At 50.5% G+C, this 5,609-nt stretch carries 2 tRNA genes and 3 rRNA genes; all 5 read left to right on the top strand.

The window, feature by feature from the left end:
- The first annotated feature begins 223 nt into the window (after positions 1-223).
- Positions 224-1,760 (top strand): 16S ribosomal RNA (locus tag QN413_RS26730).
- Between the two features lie 99 nt (positions 1,761-1,859).
- Positions 1,860-1,936 (top strand) — tRNA-Ile (locus tag QN413_RS26725).
- A 21-nt stretch (positions 1,937-1,957) separates the two neighbouring features.
- Positions 1,958-2,033 (top strand) — tRNA-Ala (locus tag QN413_RS26720).
- Between the two features lie 367 nt (positions 2,034-2,400).
- Positions 2,401-5,275 (top strand): 23S ribosomal RNA (locus tag QN413_RS26715).
- Between the two features lie 120 nt (positions 5,276-5,395).
- Positions 5,396-5,508: ribosomal RNA gene (rrf, locus tag QN413_RS26710) — 5S ribosomal RNA — on the top strand.
- The 16S, 23S and 5S rRNA genes sit together here with 2 tRNA genes alongside, the layout of an rRNA operon.
- The last annotated feature ends 101 nt before the right edge of the window (positions 5,509-5,609 follow it).

Here is a 5,609-nt window from a genome sequence, read left to right as displayed (position 1 = left end):
AATCTAAGGCTGCGCTGATCACAGCGAAGCGAGTTACTCGGCAGAAGATGTTGAGTAAACAGTTCGTTAAAAATTTACAGCCGATAAGCGTGGGCGTTTGAAGGCTAATTGCCAAGTTCTTCGGAACAAAGTCTTTAAGACTTTAAACGCTCATGAGAATAGAAGTGAATCACTTCAATTCCGTTTTTATGAGTTGCTCGAAAGAGCGAAAAAAATCAAGATCGAACTATAGAGTTTGATCCTGGCTCAGATTGAACGCTGGCGGCATGCCTTACACATGCAAGTCGAACGGCAGCACGGGAGCAATCCTGGTGGCGAGTGGCGAACGGGTGAGTAATACATCGGAACGTGCCCAATCGTGGGGGATAACGCAGCGAAAGCTGTGCTAATACCGCATAAGATCTACGGATGAAAGCAGGGGACCCGCAAGGACCTTGCGCGAATGGAGCGGCCGATGGCAGATTAGGTAGTTGGTGAGGTAAAGGCTCACCAAGCCTTCGATCTGTAGCTGGTCTGAGAGGACGACCAGCCACACTGGGACTGAGACACGGCCCAGACTCCTACGGGAGGCAGCAGTGGGGAATTTTGGACAATGGGCGAAAGCCTGATCCAGCCATGCCGCGTGCAGGATGAAGGCCTTCGGGTTGTAAACTGCTTTTGTACGGAACGAAAAGGTCTTTTCTAATAAAGAGGGCCCATGACGGTACCGTAAGAATAAGCACCGGCTAACTACGTGCCAGCAGCCGCGGTAATACGTAGGGTGCAAGCGTTAATCGGAATTACTGGGCGTAAAGCGTGCGCAGGCGGTTATATAAGACAGTTGTGAAATCCCCGGGCTCAACCTGGGAACTGCATCTGTGACTGTATAGCTAGAGTACGGTAGAGGGGGATGGAATTCCGCGTGTAGCAGTGAAATGCGTAGATATGCGGAGGAACACCGATGGCGAAGGCAATCCCCTGGACCTGTACTGACGCTCATGCACGAAAGCGTGGGGAGCAAACAGGATTAGATACCCTGGTAGTCCACGCCCTAAACGATGTCAACTGGTTGTTGGGTCTTCACTGACTCAGTAACGAAGCTAACGCGTGAAGTTGACCGCCTGGGGAGTACGGCCGCAAGGTTGAAACTCAAAGGAATTGACGGGGACCCGCACAAGCGGTGGATGATGTGGTTTAATTCGATGCAACGCGAAAAACCTTACCCACCTTTGACATGTACGGAATTCGCCAGAGATGGCTTAGTGCTCGAAAGAGAACCGTAACACAGGTGCTGCATGGCTGTCGTCAGCTCGTGTCGTGAGATGTTGGGTTAAGTCCCGCAACGAGCGCAACCCTTGTCATTAGTTGCTACATTTAGTTGGGCACTCTAATGAGACTGCCGGTGACAAACCGGAGGAAGGTGGGGATGACGTCAAGTCCTCATGGCCCTTATAGGTGGGGCTACACACGTCATACAATGGCTGGTACAAAGGGTTGCCAACCCGCGAGGGGGAGCTAATCCCATAAAACCAGTCGTAGTCCGGATCGCAGTCTGCAACTCGACTGCGTGAAGTCGGAATCGCTAGTAATCGTGGATCAGAATGTCACGGTGAATACGTTCCCGGGTCTTGTACACACCGCCCGTCACACCATGGGAGCGGGTTCTGCCAGAAGTAGTTAGCCTAACCGCAAGGAGGGCGATTACCACGGCAGGGTTCGTGACTGGGGTGAAGTCGTAACAAGGTAGCCGTATCGGAAGGTGCGGCTGGATCACCTCCTTTCTGGAAACAGCAATTTAATTTGAACGCCCACACTTATCGGTTGTTGGAAGGTAGTCGCCTGAGACTGCACCTTGTGTGCAATCTCGGGGCGACCGACTCGGGTCTGTAGCTCAGTTGGTTAGAGCACCGTCTTGATAAGGCGGGGGTCGTTGGTTCGAGACCAACCAGACCCACCAGTCCTCCAATGCCAGTGTTTTGGGGGTGTAGCTCAGCTGGGAGAGCGGCTGCTTTGCAAGCAGTAGGTAGCGGGTTCGAGTCCTGTCACCTCCACCATTTCTTTCGACCACGCGTTCAACAACGCTATTCAAGTCAACACCAAAGCAGCTTCTTGCGAAAGCACGAGGCTTCTTTGTTGTTGATCAAGATCTCTTGATCAATCGGCTGTTCTTTAAAAATTCATAGAGTCGAATCAGCGTTGCTGATGGAAACTGTACATTCGTAAAGGTTTCGTGCAGACCGTGCCATCAGCAACATGAATTTTTGATTGCGTCAAAATGAATATCAAACTTCACGTTTGAAATTTAAGTAATCTGAACGAAAGTTCAATTACGGCATAACGCGTCAGGTGAAAGACCTGACATATTCCTTGAAATGATTTTGTGTTTTACCTGTGCGAACTGGTGAGACGTCAAAGTTATAGGGTCAAGTGAATAAGAGCACGTGGTGGATGCCTTGGCAATGATAGGCGACGAAGGACGTGATAGCCTGCGATAAGCTTCGGGGAGCTGGCAAATTAGCTTTGATCCGGAGATTTCCGAATGGGGAAACCCACCTGCAAAGGTATCGCATAGTGAATACATAGCTATGCGAGGCGAACCGGGTGAACTGAAACATCTCAGTAGCTCGAGGAAAAGACATCAACCGAGATTCCGAAAGTAGTGGCGAGCGAAATCGGAGAAGCCTGTTAGTGATAGCACAAGACATAACGGAACAGTTTGGAAAGACTGGCCATAGCGGGTGATAGCCCCGTACGTGAAATGACCTGTGTGGTACTAAGTTAACGACAAGTAGGGCGGGACACGAGAAATCCTGTCTGAACATGGGGGGACCATCCTCCAAGGCTAAATACTCATCATTGACCGATAGTGAACTAGTACCGTGAGGGAAAGGCGAAAAGAACCCCGGGAGGGGAGTGAAATAGATCCTGAAACCGCGTGCTTACAAAAAGTAGGAGCCTCGTAAGGGGTGACTGCGTACCTTTTGTATAATGGGTCAGCGACTTACATTCAGTGGCAAGGTTAACCGAATAGGGAAGCCGTAGAGAAATCGAGTCCGAATAGGGCGATCAGTCGCTGGGTGTAGACCCGAAACCAAGTGATCTATCCATGGCCAGGATGAAGGTGCCGTAACAGGTACTGGAGGTCCGAACCGACTAGTGTTGCAAAACTAGCGGATGAGCTGTGGATAGGGGTGAAAGGCTAAACAAACTTGGAAATAGCTGGTTCTCTCCGAAAACTATTTAGGTAGTGCCTCAAGTATTACCGTCGGGGGTAGAGCACTGTTTTGGCTAGGGGATCATGGCGATTTACCAAACCAAGGCAAACTCCGAATACCGACGAGTACAGCTTGGGAGACAGAGCACCGGGTGCTAACGTCCGGACTCAAGAGGGAAACAACCCAGACCGCCAGCTAAGGTCCCTAAAATTGGCTAAGTGGGAAACGAAGTGGGAAGGCTAAAACAGTCAGGATGTTGGCTTAGAAGCAGCCATCATTTAAAGAAAGCGTAATAGCTCACTGATCGAGTCGTCCTGCGCGGAAGATGTAACGGGGCTAAGCCAGTTACCGAAGCTGCGGATTTGCAATTTATTGCAAGTGGTAGGAGAGCGTTCTGTAAGCCTGTGAAGGTGTGTTGTAAAGCACGCTGGAGGTATCAGAAGTGCGAATGCTGACATGAGTAGCGTTAAAGGGGGTGAAAAGCCCCCTCGCCGTAAGCGCAAGGTTTTCTACGCAACGTTCATCGGCGTAGAGTGAGTCGGCCCCTAAGGCGAGGCAGAGATGCGTAGCTGATGGGAAACAGGTCAATATTCCTGTACCGATTGTTAGTGCGATGTGGGGACGGATCTTAATAGGTTATCCGACTGTTGGATATGTCGGTTTAGATGGATGTAGGCGTGCATTAGGCAAATCCGGTGCACATATACCGAGGCCATTGATCGAGCGGGCTTGCCCGTGAAGTAACTGAACGAGGTTCCAGGAAAAGCCACTAAGCTTCAGCTAACAACGACCGTACCGCAAACCGACACTGGTGCGCGAGATGAGTATTCTAAGGCGCTTGAGAGAACTCAGGAGAAGGAACTCGGCAAATTGACACCGTAACTTCGGAAGAAGGTGTGCCCTATTAGTGTGTAGTGAACAACGAAGCATGAATGGGTTGCAAAAAATCGGTGGCTGCGACTGTTTATTAAAAACACAGCACTCTGCAAACACGAAAGTGGACGTATAGGGTGTGACGCCTGCCCGGTGCTGGAAGATTAAATGATGGGGTGCAAGCTCTTGATTGAAGTCCCAGTAAACGGCGGCCGTAACTATAACGGTCCTAAGGTAGCGAAATTCCTTGTCGGGTAAGTTCCGACCTGCACGAATGGCGTAACGATGGCCACACTGTCTCCTCCTGAGACTCAGCGAAGTTGAAATGTTTGTGATGATGCAATCTCCCCGCGGAAAGACGGAAAGACCCCATGAACCTTTACTGTAGCTTTGTATTGGACTTTGAACAGATCTGTGTAGGATAGGTGGGAGGCTTTGAAGCAGGGTCGCTAGATCTTGTGGAGCCAACGTTGAAATACCACCCTGGTGTGTTTGAGGTTCTAACCTAGGTCCATTATCTGGATCGGGGACAGTGCATGGTAGGCAGTTTGACTGGGGCGGTCTCCTCCCAAAGCGTAACGGAGGAGTTCGAAGGTACGCTAGTTACGGTCGGACATCGTGACGATAGTGCAATGGCATAAGCGTGCTTAACTGCGAGACTGACAAGTCGAGCAGATGCGAAAGCAGGACATAGTGATCCGGTGGTTCTGTATGGAAGGGCCATCGCTCAACGGATAAAAGGTACTCTGGGGATAACAGGCTGATACCGCCCAAGAGTTCATATCGACGGCGGTGTTTGGCACCTCGATGTCGGCTCATCTCATCCTGGGGCTGTAGCCGGTCCCAAGGGTATGGCTGTTCGCCATTTAAAGAGGTACGTGAGCTGGGTTTAAAACGTCGTGAGACAGTTTGGTCCCTATCTTCCGTGGGCGCTGCAGATTTGAGGAAGCCTGCTCCTAGTACGAGAGGACCGGAGTGGACACACCTCTGGTGTATCGGTTGTCACGCCAGTGGCATTGCCGAGTAGCTAAGTGTGGAAGAGATAACCGCTGAAAGCATCTAAGCGGGAAACTCGTTTCAAGATGAGATCTGCCGGGGCCTTGAGCCCCCTAAAGAGTCGTTCAAGACCAGGACGTTGATAGGTCAGGTGTGGAAGCGCAGTAATGCGTTAAGCTAACTGATACTAATTGCTCGTGCGGCTTGACCCTATAACTTTGATCTAATCGATCAGGGTGTTATGCCAAGTTGACGCATTCAAAATAAGCTCAAGCTGATTCCAAACTCTATGAATTCGTTGTCTTGATTCGTCAAGACGGCAACCAGTTATGCCTGATGACCATAGCGACGTGGTACCACTCCTTCCCATCCCGAACAGGAAAGTGAAACGCGTCAGCGCCGATGATAGTGCGGGTTCCCGTGTGAAAGTAGGTCATTGTCAGGCTCTTACAGCCTAAAAAAGCCCAACCGAAAGGTTGGGCTTTTTTTTGTTCCGCGCTTTAGTTGATTTGAGAATGTCGGCTATCGAAGAGTCTTGAGACTGGT

The organism is Variovorax sp. LG9.2 (assembly GCF_035018885.1).
Taxonomy (GTDB): Bacteria; Pseudomonadota; Gammaproteobacteria; order Burkholderiales; family Burkholderiaceae_C; genus Variovorax.
The sequence above is the reverse complement of the archived record's forward strand: the minus strand, read 5'-3'. Positions and strand labels throughout refer to the sequence as shown.